Here is a 15,448-nt window from a genome sequence, read left to right as displayed (position 1 = left end):
GCGGCGTTCGCGTCGTGCTCGCATGAGGGGGGGCGGGGGCCTATGGTCCGCTCCCTCTATGGCACGCTCCCTACTGCTCGCTGGCCTCGTGTCGATCCTGGTCCTGCCGTCGCTCGCATGGGCGGACGGCCCCTTCGAGGAGCCCCTGGACTGTGGGCTGGAGCCTCCCGGCGCGGTGTACGTCCCGGCGCCAGGCCCCAAGCCTTATGAGGTGACTCCCTGGAGCGCCGCCGAACCGCCGCTCGTCCGTCGGGAGCTGCGAGATGGGGCGACGCTCTCGGCCCAGTCGGGCCTGCCGCAGACGCGCATTCGCGTCGGGGCGCTGTCCGGGAAGACCGTCTACCTGAGCCCGGGGCACGGCTTCTACCGCAGCCCCACGCTGAGGCGCTGGGCGACGCAGCGGCCCAACACGTTCGATGTCGTCGAGGATCTGATCTCCGCGGAGACGCTCAACCAGTACCTGATGCCCATGTTGATGAGCGCGGGGGCCATGGTGGTGCCGCTGCGTGAGCCGGACCTCAACGCGCGGATGGTCATCGTCAACAACGGTGATCCGAACTACGCGGAGGTCGGGCCCGCGGCGCTCTTCAGCACGGCCACGGTGCCGGGTTGGGGCCCGCCGCCCACGACCATGGGCAACAACGTGCGGCCCTTCGATCTGGGAGGCAGCCGGCTGATGACCGCCGAGGCCACCGCCACCGCTTCGGCCACCTGGGTCCCGCGCGTCCCCGCCGACGGCAACTACCACGTCTACATCGCCTACTCCGCGGCGGCCTCGCGGGTGTCGAACGCGCACTTCGTGGTGAAGCACGCGGGCGGCGAGAGCCACTTCCGCGTCAACCAGCGCCGCCACGGGAGCACGTGGGTGCTGCTGGGGCGCTTCTACTTCAAGGCCGGCGAGAGCCCGGAGAAGGGGGCGGTGGTGGCGCTCAACGACTCCACGGAGCAGGGCACCGTCTCCCTGGACGCGGTGCGTATCGGTGGTGGCACTGGCTTCATCGGCGACGCGACGATGGGGTCCTCGACCCGGCCGCGCTACGAGGAGTGCGCGCGGTATCACACGCAGTTCAACGGGGCGCCGGCCTCGGTGTTCGCCCCCTCGGGAGTGAACGCGATCGGTAACGAGCGAAACGACGACGTCACTGGGCGCTCGCGCTTCGCGGCGTGGGACCACGAGCAGGGCGAGGACGCCGTGTACGTGGCCTGGCACACCAACGCCTCGGGCGCGAACGTCCTCGGCACGGAGGGCTATGTCTACGGTCCCAACCCGGTGAACGGCCGGCTCGAGTTCACGGGGGTTCCCGGCAGTGACGTGATGGGCCGCGCGCTGCTCGCGGAGCTGAATCGAGACCTCAGGGCCACGGTGGACCCGAACTGGAGGACAGCGTCTCTGCGCTCAGCCAACTTCGGTGAGGTGAACCCGGCCCACAACCCGGAGATGCCCTCGATCCTGCTGGAGATCGCCTACCACGACGCGGAGGTGGACGCGGTGCGCCTGCGGGAGCCCAACTTCCGGTACGTGGCGGCGCGCGCCATCCTCCAGGGCCTGGTGAAGTACTTCGCCACGCGGGATGGCCAGGAGGTGCATCTGCCTCCGGAGCCACCCTCCGCCGTCGCCGCGCGCAACGTGGCGGGCGGAGTGGAGGTGCGCTGGGCGGCGCCCGCGACGGACGCCATTGACCTGGGAGGCCACGCGGCCACCTCCTATCGCGTCTACCAGAGCGAGGATGGGCTGAGCTGGGACGAGGGCACCGAGACGGCCGACACGTCGCTCAACTTCCCGCTGGCCACGGGCACCACGCGCTACTTCCGCGTGGCGGCGCTCAACGCGGGCGGCGAGTCCTTCCCCTCGGACACGGTGGGGGCGCGGGTGGGCACGGCGCCGCAGGTGCTCATCGTCAACGCCTTCGACCGGCTGGACGCGACCATGAACCTCCGAGAGGACCTGGCGCGCTTCGATCTCGGCACTCCGCATCGCGTTCTGCTGGAGGCCATGAACGACGGCTCCTCGGTGCGCCGTCATGGGGCCGCGGTGGCCCGTCACGAGGTGGCCTTCGACAGCGCGACGAGCGAGGCGATCGCCGCCGGGCTGGCGAGCTTCACGGGCTATGGGCTGATCGATTGGTTCACTGGCCGCGGAGGTGTGGGCGGAGCGGGGCCGACCCGCGCGGAGCAGGTCGCGCTGACCACCTTCGTCACCGGGGGAGGGCACCTGCTCTTCTCTGGCAGCAACGTGGCCTCTCGGCTCGCGGCTGGAGACACGGACGATCAAGCGTTCCTCGCCAACATCCTCCGCGCGGCGGTGGGCAACGGCACGTCCTCGCTCCTCGTGGAGGGCCAGCCAGGCGACTGGCTCGAGGCCGCCACGGGGCTGGTGCTGGAGGATGGGACAAGAGGAGGGCTCGCGGTGGGCTCGCCGGATGTCCTCGCCCCGGCGGCCGGGGCCACCTCCGTGCTGCGCTACACCGGTACGGAGCTGTCCGCCGGAGTCTCCTCGGCTCCGGGAGGCCAGGTGCTCTTCCTGACCGTGCCCCTGGAGGGAGTCGTCAGCCCGCTGCGGCGCGAGTACGTGCTGGGCACCTTCCTGGCGCGCGCGGGCCTGCTCGCCGCGGCTCCCAGCGCTCCGGGGGACGAGCCTCCGCCGCCGGATCCGGGGCCCGCCAACCAGTGGACCGCCGCCACGGGCAATGACCTGCGGCCGCCGGACCCCCCGCCGCCTCCGCCGCCTCCCGTGACTTATGTGGTGGAGCAACTACCTCAGTTCTACGAGCAGGGAGAGTCGGGCTGCGGATGTGGAGCGGGCGCCGGTTCAACGGCCGTGACGTGGCTGGTGCTGCTCGTTACTGTTCAGCTCCGGCGGCCTCGCGGGCGCGCACCGCTTTCCAAGCGTTGACTCGGGTGCGGCGCGTGCCTACGGTCGGCCGCCCTTTACCCGCTACGTGGGCACGACGCCCACCTCAAGGAGACTGACAGACCATGGCCACGAAGATCGCCATCAACGGCTTCGGCCGCATCGGACGTTGTGTCCTTCGCGCGATTCTCAGCCGCAAGGAGAAGGACCTCGAGGTCGTCGCCATCAACGATCTCGACAAGCCCACGGCGCTGGCCCACCTGTTCAAGTACGACTCGGTACACCGCACGTGGCCGGGCGAGGTGAAGGCGCAGGACAAGGCCATCATCATCGACGGGCACACCATCGCGGTCACCGCGGAGAAGGACCCCTCGGTGCTGCCCTGGAAGTCCATGACGGCGGACATCGTGCTGGAGTGCACGGGCCGCTTCACGGCGCGCGAGGGTGCGGAGAAGCACCTGGCCGCGGGCGCCAAGAAGGTCATCGTCTCCGCGCCGGCCAAGGGCCCGGACCTGACGATCGCCTACGGCATCAACCACGACCAGTACGACCCGAAGAAGCACCACATCCTGTCCAACGCCTCCTGCACCACCAACTGTCTGGCGCCGGTGGCCAAGACGCTGCTGGACACCTTCGGCATCGAGAAGGGCCTGATGACGACGGTGCACAGCTACACCAACGACCAGCGCGTGCTGGACCTGTCGCACGAGGACATGCGCCGCGCCCGCGCCGCCGCCCTGTCGATGATCCCCACCAGCACCGGTGCGGCGAAGGCGATCGGCGAGGTGCTGCCGTCGCTCAAGGGCAAGATGCACGGCGTGTCCATCCGCGTGCCGACCCCGAACGTGTCTCTGGTGGACCTGACGGTGGTGACGAGCAAGACGACCACGCAGGAGGCGGTGATCGACGCGTTCCGCAAGGCCTCCGAGGGCTCGCTCAAGGGCATCATGCAGTTCAGCGACGAGCAGACGGTGTCGGTGGACTACAACGGCAACCCGCACTCGGCGATCTTCGACGCCACCAACGCCTACGTCATGGGTGACAACCTGGTGAAGGTGATGGCCTGGTACGACAACGAGTGGGGCTTCTCCAACCGCATGGTGGACACCAGCAAGTTCCTGGCGTCCAAGGGCTTCTAGTCGCGGGCCACACCGACAGGGCGTACCGAGAGGGAGACCGAGATGATCCGCTACATCGATGACCTGCAGATGACCGGCAAGCGCGTCTTCATCCGCGTGGACTTCAACGTCCCGCTGGAGGGAAAGCGCGTCACGGACGACACCCGCATCCGAGAGGCGCTGCCGACCATCCGCCGCGCGCTGGAGATGGGTGGCAAGGTCATCCTGGCCTCCCACCTCGGGCGCCCCAAGGGGCCCGACCCGAAGCTGTCGCTGGAGCCGGCCGCCTCGCGGCTGGCGGACCTGCTGGGCCCCAAGCACGAGGTCATCCTGGCGGATGACTGCGTGGGTGACGGGGTGAAGAAGCAGGTGAAGGAGCTGAAGGACGGGCAGGTGCTGGTGCTGGAGAACCTGCGCTTCCACAAGGAGGAGGAGGCCAACGACGAGGCCTTCGCGCGCGAGCTGGCGGCGTTGGCGGACGTGTACGTCAATGACGCGTTCGGCACGGCGCACCGCGCCCACGCCTCCACGGCGGGCATGGTGCCCTTCGTGAAGGAGAAGGCGGCGGGCCTGCTGATGAAGAAGGAGATCGAGTACCTGGGCCGTGTGGTGAAGAACCCGGAGAAGCCCTTCATCGCGATCCTGGGCGGCGCCAAGGTGAGCGACAAGATCAAGGTGATCGAGAACCTGCTGCCCAAGGTGGACGCGCTGCTGATCGGCGGCGCCATGGCGTACACCTTCCTGAAGGCGCAGGGCATCGAGGTGGGCAAGAGCCGGGTGGAGGAGGACAAGCTGTCCCTGGCCACGAAGATCCTGGATGCGGCGCAGCGGCTGAAGACGTCGATCGTCCTGCCGGTGGACCACGTGGTGGGCACCGAGCCGTCGGACAAGAGCGACAAGCGCGAGACGCCGGACCGGGCGATTCCGGGCGACGCGATGGGCCTGGACATCGGGCCGAAGACGCGGGCGCAGTTCACCCAGCACATCCGCAACGCGAAGACGGTGGTGTGGAACGGTCCCATGGGGCTGTTCGAGGTGGAGAAGTTCGCGGAAGGCACGCGCGTGGTTGCGGATGCGATGGCGAACAACCGCGCGGCGGTGACGGTGATCGGCGGCGGCGACAGCGCGGCGGCGGTGCAGCAGATGGGCTACGGGGACAAGATGAGCCACGTGTCCACGGGCGGCGGCGCCTCGCTGGAGTTCCTCGAGGGAATCACGCTGCCGGGCATCAAGGCGCTGGAGACGAAGTAGCTCCGCACACACGGACTGGGAGGCAGTATGGCCGCCGAGGCGCGCCGGAAGATCGTCGCTGGCAACTGGAAGATGAACAAGACCGTCCCGGAGGCGCTCGCGCTGGTGCGGGAGCTGCGGGGCATGGTGTCGATGCTGCGCGACAAGGTGGAGATCGTCATCGCTCCGCCGTTCGTGGCGCTGCACCCGGTGGCCAAGGCCATCGAGGACTCGAACCTGAAGCTGGCGGCGCAGAACTGCCACTGGGAGGCCTCGGGGGCGTTCACGGGCGAGGTGTCCGCGCCGATGCTGAAGGAGCTGGGGTGTGCCTACGTCATCGTTGGGCACTCCGAGCGCCGGCAGTTCTTCGGGGAGACGGACGAGACGGTGAACAAGCGCTCCCAGGCGGTGCTGAAGGCGGGCATGCTGCCGATCATCTGCGTGGGCGAGACGCTGGCCGAGCGTGAGTCGGGACGGACGCTGGAGGTGGTGGAGCGCCAGGTGAAGGGGGCGCTGGCGGGGTTCGGGGCTGGGGACGTGGCGAAGTTCGTGCTCGCGTATGAGCCGGTGTGGGCGATCGGCACGGGGCGTACGGCCACGAGCGCGCAGGCGCAGGAGGTCCACGCGGCCATCCGTTCGCAGCTCTCCCGGTTGTACGACGGAGGGACGGCCGGGCAGGTGCGCATCCAGTACGGCGGCAGCGTGAAGGCGGACAACGCCGCGGAATTGCTGGGCCAGGCGGACGTGGACGGGGCGCTCGTCGGCGGGGCGAGCTTGAAGGCGGGCGACTTCGCGGCGATCGCGAAGGCGGGGGCCTGAAGTAGAGAAGGGCGGGGTGTCGCGAAGGAGTTGTCACCCCGCTGTCAGGTTGTGTAGGGTGCGCGTCCTTTCCACTGAGCGTTTGAAAGAGAAGCCATGCTGACCTTTGTCACGATCGTGCACGTCATCCTCTGCGTGTTCATGATCTTCGTCATCCTGCTGCAGCCCGGTAAGGACGCGGGCATGGGCGCCGCCCTGGGGGGTGGTGCCGCCACGAGCGCGTTCGGCGGCCGCGGCGCGGTGACGTTCCTGAGCAAGCTGACCGGCATCTGTGCGGCGCTGTTCTTCCTGACGTCGCTGGGCCTGTCCTTCGTGGGTCTGAAGACCTCGGTGGCGGCGGGCTCGGTGGCGGCGCCGGCTCCGGGGGCCACGGCTCCGGCGACGGCGGGGCAGCCGGGTGGTGCGGCGGCGCCTGCTGGTACGCCTGCCGCTCCTGCGAGCATGGAGCAGCCTCGGGACACCCCGGCGGCTCCGGCCGCTCCGGCGGGCGAGGGTGCGAACCCGACGGGCGCTGCCCCGACGACCCCGGCGCCGACGCCGGCTCCGCAGTAGTCGGAAGAAAGAGCGAAGCGCGACGGTTGAAAACCGTTGCGTGACACAGCGCGGTTCGGATACATGAGCCGCGCAGCTTGCCCAGGTGGTGGAACTGGTAGACACACCATCTTGAGGGGGTGGCGCCGAAAGGTGTGCGGGTTCGAATCCCGCCCTGGGCACTCCGAAGAAGCCTCCGAGTCCAAGTGACTCGGGGGCTTTTTTCGTTCCAGGGCTGCGCCTGCTGGCGAGGCATTCTTTGCTTCACTCTCGGTGAGACTACCATTCACCCGTTGGGCAGCCTGCCGCGCAGCCCACGGGAGATCACCTTGAAGACGATGAAGTGCTTGATGCTGACCTGTCTGCTCTTCGGTTGCTCGGACTCGGAGAACACGACGGGCGGGAGCGGACAGTTCAAGCTGGAGGCCTGGGCCGACAACTGGTTCGCCATGTACCTGGGCGAGCAACTCATCGTGGAGGACTCCGTGTCGATCACCACCGAGCGCTCGTTCAACGCCGAGACCTTCAGCTTCGATGCCGCGTACCCGCTCCACCTGAACTTCGTTCTCAAGGACTACAAGCAGAACGACACGGGGCTGGAGTACATCGGAGCGGCCAACCAGCAGATGGGAGATGGAGGCTTCATCGCCCAGATCACCGACACCTCGACCGGCGAGATCGTCGGTGTCTCCAGCTCGGCCTGGAAGTGCTCCGTCATCCACAAGGCACCCACCAACAAGTCTTGTGAGAAGGACACGAATCCAGGGCAGACATGCCTCTCCCAGATCACGGCGGAGCCGTCAGGCTGGAAAGGCACGGACTACGACGACAGCTCCTGGGCGCGTGCCACCGAGTACTCGGCGTCCACGGTCAGTCCCAAGGACGGGTACACGAAGATCTCCTGGGACGCGTCGGCCAAGCTGATTTGGAGCTCGGATCTCGAGACGGACAACACGCTGCTGTGCAGGCACACGATCAGCGCCCCCTGAGTGAAGTGACTCGGGGGCGCTTTCGGTTCTGGGCTACGCGGGGTGCTCTTTCACTTCTGGATCTGCGCCGGGTCCATCCACGCCACTTCCCAGTGGTGACCGTCGAGATCGTAGAAGCTCCAGCCGTACATGAAGCCGTGGTCCACCGGCTCGGACGCGTGCGTGCCTCCCGCGGCGATCGCGGTCTTGACCAGCTCATCGACCTCGGCCCGGCTCTCGGCCGAGAGCGCGAAGATGCCCTCGGAGCCCGTGCGGGTGTCGCTGATCTGCTTCTTGGTGAAGGTCTTGAAGTACGACTCGACGAGGAGCATCACGAACGCCTCCTCGCTGACGATCATGCAGGTCGCATTGTTGTCGGTGAACTGCGGGTTGAACGAGAAGCCGAGCTTGGTGAAGAACTCGATCGACCGCTTCAGGTCCTTGACCGGCAGGTTGACGAAGAGCTTGCGGGAACGGTTGGCAGCCATTTGAGCCTCCAGAAGGGGTTTGGGCGTATAGACCCCACCGCGCGGGAAAACTCATCGGTCTCTTCGAGAAAAAGTGACCGGGCCTCGCTTCTAGGAGGCGAGTTCCAGGGGAAGACCGAAACGCGGGAATAACGCCTCGGTGTCCAGGAAGGAGTTCATCCCCGCGATACGGTCACCCGAGAGCTCGAGCACAATCAGCGCCCACGGCTGATGGCGGCCCCCGGGCCCACTGGGCCGGTACTGCCCGAACGCGGGAGAGCCGCAGGCGGAAGTCGGTATCAGCCGAGACCCTCGACAGCCAGAACCCCGTCCCAGCAACCAGTCGCGGATCGGTTCATGACCGCGAAGCCACAGAGCGTAGGGCGGCATCGAGAGCGTCGCGTCCTGGTGGAGCAATTGGGTGAGCGCATCCACGTCGTACCGCTCGAAGGCGTGGACGTAGCGGTCGAGCAGCGTGGACTGCGCGTCGGACAGCGGCGCGCGGCCCTGGGTGAGATCGTGGGCGGCGAGTGTCGCCCGAGCACGCTGGAGAGCGCTGTTGACCGCGGCCACCGAGGTGTCGAGGCTGTCCGCGACCTCGGCGGCGGACCAGCCGAGGACCTCGGTCAGGAGCAGCACCGCGCGCTGCCGTGGGGGAAGGTGCTGGAGCGCTGCCACGAACGCGAGGCGGACGCTCTGGCGAAGCACCACGAGCTCGGACGGATCGGCGTCCGAGGGCAGGGCGTGGGCGTCGGGGATGGGCTCGATCCAGCGAGATCCCGGCAGGGTGGTGAGCGTGTCGTCGACCGAGCCAACAGGACCCAGCTCCATCGGGCGCGCGCGGCGTGACTCATCGGTCAGCGCGTCGAGGCACACGCGGGTGGCGATCCGGTACAGCCAGGTGCGCAGCGACGCGCGCTCCTCGAAGCGGTCCAGGTTGCGCCACGCGCGCACCATCGTCTCCTGGACGGCGTCGTCGGCTTCGGCGGCCGAGCCCAGCATGCGGTAGCAGTGGCCGGTCAGCGCGGCGCGGTGCTCTTCGAGGTTGTAGGCGGTGGCCATCGCCCCCGAAATTTATGTGCCGCCTGGGAACGGTGTGGACAATTTTGTTCACCGCCTGCGGTACAACGACGCGAACTTCAACCTCCCGCCAAGTCCATGAGCCTCGCGCCTCCTGTTACTCCGTTTTCCCAGGTCTCCGCCGTGCTGCGCGACCGTGGCTACGCCGTCCTCAGCCGCGAGGGGTTGTGTGAACTGGTGGGCATCGCGCCTGCCGCGCTCGACGCCCTGCGTTCGACCTGGGAGGCACTGCCGCCCGATGCCTATCTGCGCGACGGCGGACACTATCGCTCGCGCAGGCACTCCTGCTTCGTCGTCGAGGGGGAGGGGGTCCGTTCGGTGCCTCCTCGCCCGCACTGGCAGCCTGTCGAGTACAACGCGCTGCACGGCGGGCTGGAGCGCTGGTTCGAGCCGATGACCCCGGACATCGTCGCGCAGCCCGTCTGGTCGAGGCTGCTGAGCGGGCTCGGGGAGTGCTGCTCCGCGCTGAAGGGGCCGCAGCCATGGTTCGTCGAGGCGCACCAGTTCCGCATCGACACGACGGATGGCATCGGCCGGCCGACGCCCGAGGGGGCGCACCGCGACGGCGTGGATTTCGTCGCCGTTCTGCTCGTCGGGCGCGAGGGCATCAAGGGCGGCGAGACGCGCGTGTTCGAGGCCGAGGGTCCGCACGGCATTCGCTTCACGCTGACCGAGCCGTGGTCCGCGTTGCTGCTGGACGACGAGCGCGTCATCCACGAGAGCACGCCGATCCAGCCGCTGGCCGATTTTGGACACCGCGACACGCTGGTGCTGACGTTCCGCGCGAAGGGATTCCAGGGCCCCGCCGCCTCGTGACGCCAGCCGCCCCGACTCTGGGCACTCGATTTTCTTCGTCCATTTCTCCGCCCCCGCGCACTTCACTTCAGGAAGCACGCGAGGGGGAGATTCAGCATGCGGATGTGTTCGTGGGCGGAGCCGGGTGGGGGCAGGGCGGGGCGGTCGGTGAGCGGGAGTGGGCGATATGGGTGGGCCCTGCTCGCACTGGCGCTCGTGGCGTGTGGGGAGGGGGAGTCTCCTGAGCAGACAAGAGGGAGCCACCACCTGGCGGCTTCGGATGGACTGGCACTTTCCTCCACGGGCACCCAGGGGGTGACACCCCTCTGGGTGCGCACCCAGGGCGCCAGTGGCTACGACGAGTTGGGGACGGTGACCACCGACGCCACGGGCAATGCGGTGATGAGCTTCATGTACACCGGGCAGGCGGATGCCTCGGGGACACCCCTTCCGTGGAACGGGGCCACGTATGACCTGCACGCGGGAGTCGTGAAGTACCGGCCCGATGGCAGCGTGGCATGGGCTCAGAGCTTCGTGCCTCCCTTCTTGAGCGTCCCCCATGACGAGAACCATGTCCGGGTGAGGGCCCTGACGACGGATGCACCCGGAGAGGTGTTCGTCGGGGGGAGCGCGTACCTGGGCGCCACCGTGGCGGGGAGAACGCTGCCGCCCGGGGCCTTCCTCGCCAAGCTCGAGGGCGCGACGGGGCAGGTGCGCTGGACCCTTCCCGTGCAGCCTCCGCCCAACACGGAGCTCTACTTCGAGGACTTCGAGGCCACTCCCGACGGGGACTTCGTGGCGCTCGCGCGCCTGGACGTCTTCACCCCGAGTGGCGGCTACGAGGGTTCCTGGGCGATGGTCCTCAAGTATCGCGGCTCGGATGGTGACCTCCTGTGGAGTCTCCTCATCCACCACACCTCCTGGGATGACATGGTGCATGCCAGCGATCTCTCCGTGGATGACGTGGGCAACGTCTACGTCTGCGGCAGCTTCCGGGGCACGATGAACTTCGGTCCGTTGAAGTTCTCCTCGCCCGTGTCCCCGGGCGGGGAGTCCCTCGGTGCGGGCTACCTCGTGGCGCTGAATGGCTCGGGGGAGCACCGCTGGTCACGCCTCGTGTTGGGTGCTCCGGACGTGGCCCCCAAGAGTGTCAGCGCCTTCCGCCACCGGGTGCTCCTCACGGCGACAGGGAGCCCGACGTTCCAGGGCCAGAACCTGCCTCGGGGCCAGTACGTGATGGGCTACTACAGCGAGAACGGGGAGGAGCGCTGGGCGCGTCAGCTCAGTCCGATCGTCAGCGCCGGGGATCGGGTCTTCGTGCGAACCTCCGGCGAGGAGGCGGTGGTGTTGGTCCAGAACGACGCCTCCCTGCTGGGCGTGCCGCGCTCTCGCCTCGTGGACCCGGATTACTTCGTGCCGAAACAGACCTTCTTCGTCGCCCGGTTCTGGCGCACCAATGGCCACTTCCTTGGGGCGCGTAACTTCGAGGAGGTGGTTCCGGCCCTTGGTGGGGTGCTGCCAGCGACCGTGGCCATCAGCCCCGTCGATGCGCAGGTCCTGGTGACGGGGCACTTCAACGGCGTCATGGACTTCGGTACCGGTGGGGTCGTGACGCCTCGCGGCAGAGCGGACGCCTTCCTCCTTCGCCTGGCGCGCTGAGGAACGCCGCGTCATGGAGGAGAGGGGGCAGGGGGGCTGGCGCTATGGACCGCCCCCCGCCCCCCGCGCCGCTTTTTCGGATATGAGGCGTCGTCGGAGGTTCTCCATGCTCACGCCCCGCTCGTCCTGCCGTCCCCTGCCCGCTGATGGGCGCTTCCTCCAGCAGATCGGCCCTACGCCGCTGGTGCCCGTGCGCCTGGAGACGGACGGTCCCACCATCTGGTGCAAGCTCGAGTTCCTCAACCCGAGCGGCTCCACCAAGGACCGCATCGCCCGCTACATGCTGGAGAAGGCGTGGCGGCTGGGCCAGCTGTGCCCCGGCGGCGAGGTCATCGAGGCCTCCAGCGGCTCCACCTCCATCGCGCTCGCGCTCGCCAGTGCGCAGATGGGCGTGCGCTTCACCGCTGTCATGCCCGAGGGTGTCACCCATGAGCGTGTGCTCACCATCCGTGCCTACGGTGCGGACGTGTTGCTCACCCCACGCGCGGAGGGCATGGCCGGCGCGATGGCCCGCGCGGCCGCCGAGGCCAAGAAGCGCGGGGCCTTCGCCACGCTCCAGTTCGAGAACACGGACAATGCCGAGGCCCACCGGGTGTGGACGGGCCAGGAGATCCTCAGCCAGGTGCCCGGCGGTCTGGTGCATGCGGTGGTGAGCGGCGTGGGCACCGGCGGCACCATCGTGGGGCTCTACCAGGCCTTCCGCGAGGCGGGCTGTCCGGTGACGCCCGTGGTGGCGCGCCCCATCAAGGGCCTGACGGGCTGCGATCTCGAGTGCTGCAGCTTCAGCGCTCGGGTGCCCGGCGTGGTGGAGGGCATGAGCAAGCTCTATCGCGAGGATCAGCTCGAAGGGCTGCAGGTGCTCAACATCCAGGACGAGGTGGCCGTCTGCACCGCGCGCGCCCTCATCAAGCGAGGCTTTCCGGTGGGTCCCTCCAGCGGACTGAACTACGCGGCCGCGGTCGAGGCGGCGCGGAGGCTCGGTCCGCACGCCCAGGTGGTGACCGTGTTCCCGGACCGCATGGAGCGCTACTTCTCCACCGAGCTCATCCAGAGCCAGGAGCCGGGGCGCCCGGCGGCGTGAGGTGGCCCGGACAGCTCTGCCGCGGTTGGGCCGGGGGAGAGCAGGACGGCAGAGCCGCCGGGCCGTAAGTGCTCACGCGAGCTTCAGCGGCCTCCCTTCCGGCCGTGCTCGGGCAACGTCACCGCGGCGCCATCGAGCGTCGCCGTGCCGCAGTCCGGACCGAAGACGAGCGTGTGGCTCTGTCCATCGGCGGAGGCGCGCGTCAGCGTCCCGGACGTCGGCCACTGGCACACGTTCCTCGGTGCCCGCACGATGTTCTCGAGCGTCACGGTGCCCTGCGTGCCGTCGAGGAACGTCTCGGTGTACGAGCCGTTGACGGTCCGCACGGGCGGTGTGTCGCTGGAGAACTCGACGTTCATGGAGCCGGTCAGATGCACCGAGCTCACCACCGTGCCCGACGCGTCGGTGCGCGTCCGGGTCACGTCCGCCTGGGTCGACTTCTGCTGCGGCGGAGCGCCCGCGACGAGCTGCGCGCTCGAGGTCGTGGTGCCCTGCACCGTCGAGACGTCACCCTCCTCTCCCGTGCGAGAGATCTGGAAGGTCACCGACTGGTCCTGCTTCACGGAGCCAGAGCAGTCCTCGGCGGCCCCGTACGTATAGGTGATGTCCACCTTCCCGCTGGAGGGGCCGAAGCTCGGCCCGCAGGCGCCACCCTTGCCACCGGCCGGGGGCGCATCACCGCTGGTGCCTTCCGGAGGAGGCTGGCCGCCGCCCCCGCGCCCACCCCCGCCCCCCAGCGAGACCGCGCCGCCGATGGTGCCGCCGACAGGCGCGCCTCCGCCGTGCCCGCCACCTCCTCGCCGCTCGGGCGCCGCGCAGTCCGTCCATTCGAGGTGGACGGTGGCCGGGAGGTTCTGGCCACAGACCTCGATGTACGTGATGTCCGGGCTGGCGTCACAGTGGAAGCCCTCTACCGCCTCCGAACGCAGCGCGTTCATCCCGCGCATCAGGCTCGAGACCTCCACCGCATCACTCGAGTCCGAGGCGGTTTCCACCGTTTGAGACACCATCTCCGTGGCGTTCTCCTCCGTGGTCCCCGAGCTGCAACCGCTCGTCAGCGCCCCGGCGACGAGTGCGAACGCTCCGAGCCATTGACTGCCCTTGTTCTTGTGCATCGTGGTGCTCCCTTGTGTTTCGGTTCCGGCCCGCTTCCGACTTCGCCCCGTGGGACGAGAAGGGTGAATTTCGTGTTCCCGACTCCGTCGCCGCGTTCTTGCGAAAGGGCGGGTTCCGGCAGCTAAACTGGGCGCCTTGGTGGAGAACGACGAGCTGCGCGCATTGATCACCGAGGCCCAGGACGGCAGCGTCCGGGCCTTCGAGATCCTGGTGTCTTCCCACCTCTCTCAGGTGCGGCGCTTCGCGCGCGCGTTCGCGCGATCGGATGCGGACGCGGATGACCTTGCCCAGGAGGCGCTGGTGAAGGTCTACAAGAGCCTGCGCTCGTTCCGCTTTCAGTCCGCCTTCAAGACGTGGCTCTACGCCCTGGTCCGCAACGTGTTCATCGACGCGGCCCGCAGTCGCGTGGGCCGCGAGCGCTCCTTGGAGGAGCCGCTCCCCGTGGACCACTCCCGGGTCCCCTCCAGCGCGGAGCCCGCCGACGAGGGGCTTGCCCGCGCCGAGGTGCGTCAACGCATGTGGTATGCCCTGCGCGAGCTGCCGACGGAGTTCCGCACGGCGGTGGTGCTCTTCGACGTCGAAGGGCACACGTATGACGAGGTGGCAGCCATCGAAGGGGTGCCCGTGGGCACCGTGAAATCGCGCCTTTCCCGGGGGCGGACGTTGCTGCGGACTCTCCTGGCGGGCGAGCGCATGCCCGACTCTCCGAGCCGGGGAGGCGCGGAGGGAACATCCGATAGCGCTGTTTCGTCCCATGTTCGCGGGAGCGAGAAATGAGTGACCCTGGCGACACCGAAGAGCGCGCGCTGCGAGAGCAGCTGGGAGCGCTGCGGGATGACCCGCCCGAGCTCGGCTTCCAGGCCGCGCTCCACCGGCGGCTGGTCGCGGCCGGCCCGCCGGAGCCTGCTCCAGGGTGGGATCGGGTGCGGTGGTTCCTGCGCCGGAGCGCTCCCGTGCTCTGGCCGTCGCTGGGCGTGGCGGCCGGGGTGGCCGCGTTCCTCGTGATGAGCGCCACGCAACAGCCTCCCGTTCCGCCATCGAAGGCTGTTCAGGCTTCGCGCCCGCTCGAGGCTCCGGGCACTGTCGTGCCGGCCAGCAAGGTGGCGATCATCAAGTTGGACTTCACCGCCGACGTGGCGGTGGAGCAGGCGGACTTCCAGGTGAGCCTGCCCGAGGGCCTGGCGTTCTGGGCGGACGGTGAGGAGCTGCCGCAGCGCTCCTTCACATGGACCCAGCCGCTGAGCGAGGGCAGTAACGTCATCCCCATCGCGGTTCGTGGGCGCAAGGCGGGCCGTTACCTCGTCACGGCCATGGCGCGCGCGGGCGATCAGCGGATAGAGCACGATGTGGTGCTCGAGGTGACGGACGGATGAATCGCTGCAAGGCACAACTCTCAGCGGTCCTCGCGGTGCTCGTGCTGCTCGTGGCCGGGAGCGCTCGGGCGCAGGCGCCGGCGGCACCGCCGAAGGCCGAGACCGGGGCGGTACGCGCGCCGGAGGCTCCACCCCCCGCTCCACCCGAGGCGACGAACACGCAGCCGCGTGCCCACGTGCGCAGCTCGCATACCGTGGATGTCATTGCTCCGGGCGAGAAGGTCGATACGATCCTGGGCCGGATGCGCACGGAGCGCCCGGCGCCGCCTCCTCGGGACGGCGCCGTCCGGCCTCCGCAGGGTCCGGATTCCCAGAAGCCACCTCAGGGACCAGGCCGCTCAGGCCCTCCACGTCCGGGTG

At 68.8% G+C, this 15,448-nt stretch carries 14 protein-coding genes and 1 tRNA gene; 12 read left to right on the top strand and 3 right to left on the bottom strand.

From position 1 onward, the window contains the following. Nucleotides 1-88: 88 nt before the first annotated feature. From SYV04_RS01200 to SYV04_RS01170, 7 genes are all read left to right on the top strand, one after another. Nucleotides 89-2,893 (top strand): golvesin C-terminal-like domain-containing protein, encoded by a 2,805-nt coding sequence (locus SYV04_RS01200; RefSeq protein ID WP_479691430.1) that lies wholly within the window; start codon nucleotides 89-91, stop codon nucleotides 2,891-2,893. An 83-nt stretch (nucleotides 2,894-2,976) separates the two neighbouring features. After that, nucleotides 2,977-3,990, top strand: a complete 1,014-nt coding sequence (gap, locus tag SYV04_RS01195; RefSeq protein WP_321543695.1) for a type I glyceraldehyde-3-phosphate dehydrogenase — start codon at nucleotides 2,977-2,979, stop codon at nucleotides 3,988-3,990. 42 nt (nucleotides 3,991-4,032) lie between these two features. Then, entirely contained in the window at nucleotides 4,033-5,220 is a 1,188-nt protein-coding gene (locus SYV04_RS01190) for a phosphoglycerate kinase (RefSeq protein ID WP_321543694.1), read from the top strand. Nucleotides 5,221-5,247: 27 nt separating this feature from the next. After that, nucleotides 5,248-6,018: a triose-phosphate isomerase gene (tpiA, locus tag SYV04_RS01185; protein WP_321543693.1), complete on the top strand. Its 771-nt coding sequence runs from the start codon at nucleotides 5,248-5,250 to the stop codon at nucleotides 6,016-6,018. Nucleotides 6,019-6,114: 96 nt separating this feature from the next. Beyond that, complete coding sequence (gene secG, locus SYV04_RS01180; RefSeq protein WP_321543692.1) at nucleotides 6,115-6,570, top strand: preprotein translocase subunit SecG; 456 nt, start codon at nucleotides 6,115-6,117, stop codon at nucleotides 6,568-6,570. A gap of 79 nt (nucleotides 6,571-6,649) precedes the next feature. Continuing rightward, nucleotides 6,650-6,731 (top strand) — tRNA-Leu (locus tag SYV04_RS01175). Nucleotides 6,732-6,878: 147 nt separating this feature from the next. After that, a complete protein-coding gene (locus SYV04_RS01170; RefSeq protein WP_321543691.1) occupies nucleotides 6,879-7,538 on the top strand; it encodes a hypothetical protein in 660 nt (219 codons plus the stop codon). Nucleotides 7,539-7,588: 50 nt separating this feature from the next. Here the strand turns inward: SYV04_RS01170 and SYV04_RS01165 are convergent, their stop codons facing one another. Both SYV04_RS01165 and SYV04_RS01160 read right to left on the bottom strand, forming a co-directional pair. After that, complete coding sequence (locus tag SYV04_RS01165) at nucleotides 7,589-8,005, bottom strand: VOC family protein (protein WP_321543690.1); 417 nt, start codon at nucleotides 8,003-8,005, stop codon at nucleotides 7,589-7,591. Between the two features lie 90 nt (nucleotides 8,006-8,095). Next, complete coding sequence (locus SYV04_RS01160) at nucleotides 8,096-9,046, bottom strand: sigma-70 family RNA polymerase sigma factor (protein ID WP_321543689.1); 951 nt, start codon at nucleotides 9,044-9,046, stop codon at nucleotides 8,096-8,098. A 96-nt stretch (nucleotides 9,047-9,142) separates the two neighbouring features. On the opposite strand from SYV04_RS01160, the gene SYV04_RS01155 reads away from it, so the two are divergent. From SYV04_RS01155 to SYV04_RS01145, 3 genes are all read left to right on the top strand, one after another. Continuing rightward, nucleotides 9,143-9,880, top strand: coding sequence for a 2OG-Fe dioxygenase family protein (locus tag SYV04_RS01155; protein ID WP_321543688.1), 738 nt, complete (start codon nucleotides 9,143-9,145; stop codon nucleotides 9,878-9,880). 294 nt (nucleotides 9,881-10,174) lie between these two features. Beyond that, nucleotides 10,175-11,518 (top strand): hypothetical protein, encoded by a 1,344-nt coding sequence (locus SYV04_RS01150; protein WP_321543687.1) that lies wholly within the window; start codon nucleotides 10,175-10,177, stop codon nucleotides 11,516-11,518. Nucleotides 11,519-11,624: 106 nt separating this feature from the next. Next, entirely contained in the window at nucleotides 11,625-12,599 is a 975-nt protein-coding gene (locus SYV04_RS01145) for a PLP-dependent cysteine synthase family protein (protein WP_321543686.1), read from the top strand. Between the two features lie 83 nt (nucleotides 12,600-12,682). Here SYV04_RS01145 and SYV04_RS01140 read toward each other — a convergent pair whose 3' ends face one another. Beyond that, nucleotides 12,683-13,714, bottom strand: a complete 1,032-nt coding sequence (locus SYV04_RS01140; RefSeq protein ID WP_321543685.1) for a hypothetical protein — start codon at nucleotides 13,712-13,714, stop codon at nucleotides 12,683-12,685. 139 nt (nucleotides 13,715-13,853) lie between these two features. On the opposite strand from SYV04_RS01140, the gene SYV04_RS01135 reads away from it, so the two are divergent. Both SYV04_RS01135 and SYV04_RS01130 read left to right on the top strand, forming a co-directional pair. After that, complete coding sequence (locus SYV04_RS01135) at nucleotides 13,854-14,492, top strand: RNA polymerase sigma factor (RefSeq protein ID WP_321544459.1); 639 nt, start codon at nucleotides 13,854-13,856, stop codon at nucleotides 14,490-14,492. After that, entirely contained in the window at nucleotides 14,489-15,088 is a 600-nt protein-coding gene (locus tag SYV04_RS01130; protein ID WP_321543684.1) for a hypothetical protein, read from the top strand. Before SYV04_RS01135 ends, SYV04_RS01130 begins: the two co-directional genes overlap by 4 nt. The last annotated feature ends 360 nt before the right edge of the window (nucleotides 15,089-15,448 follow it).

Origin of the sequence: Hyalangium ruber (genome assembly GCF_034259325.1) — a bacterium.
Taxonomy (GTDB): Bacteria; Myxococcota; Myxococcia; order Myxococcales; family Myxococcaceae; genus Hyalangium_A; species Hyalangium_A rubrum.
This window is presented reverse-complemented; position numbering and strand designations above follow the sequence as displayed.